Origin of the sequence: Streptomyces sp. SID13031 (assembly GCF_010548305.1) — a bacterium.
Lineage (GTDB): Bacteria > Actinomycetota > Actinomycetes > Propionibacteriales > Kribbellaceae > Kribbella.
This window is the reverse complement of the sequence record NZ_JAAGLV010000064.1, coordinates 1-519: the sequence shown is the minus strand read 5'-3', so window position 1 is coordinate 519 and position 519 is coordinate 1. Positions and strand designations below refer to the sequence as shown.

Here is a 519-nt window from a genome sequence, read left to right as displayed (position 1 = left end):
ATCCCAGTGGAAGGTCGAGCCCTGCTTGTCGATCGAACGCATGGCCTTGCCGAGCGCCTCGGTGAAGTTGCGGCCCATGGCCATGGCCTCGCCGACCGACTTCATGGTCGTCGTCAGCGTGTCGTCGGCGGCGGGGAACTTCTCGAACGCGAACCGCGGGACCTTGACGACGACGTAGTCGAGCGTCGGCTCGAACGACGCGGGCGGCGACCCGGTGATGTCGTTGGGGATCTCGTCCAGCGTGTAGCCCACAGCGAGCTTCGCGGCGATCTTCGCGATCGGGAAGCCCGTGGCCTTCGACGCCAGGCCCGACGACCGCGACACGCGCGGGTTCATCTCGATGACGATCACGCGCCCGGTGTCGGGGTGCACCGCGAACTGGATGTTGCAGCCGCCCGTGTCGACGCCGACCTCGCGGATCACGGCGATGCCGATGTCCCGCAGCCGCTGGTACTCCCGGTCCGTCAGCGTCAGCGCGGGTGCGACGGTCACCGCGTCGCTGGTGTGCAGGCCGACCGG

1 pseudogene is annotated in these 519 nt (G+C 68.8%); it reads right to left on the bottom strand.

Annotated elements, in window-relative coordinates:
* Positions 1–519, bottom strand: a pseudogene (gene carB, locus G3I17_RS39235) (carbamoyl phosphate synthase large subunit); the annotation flags it as partial.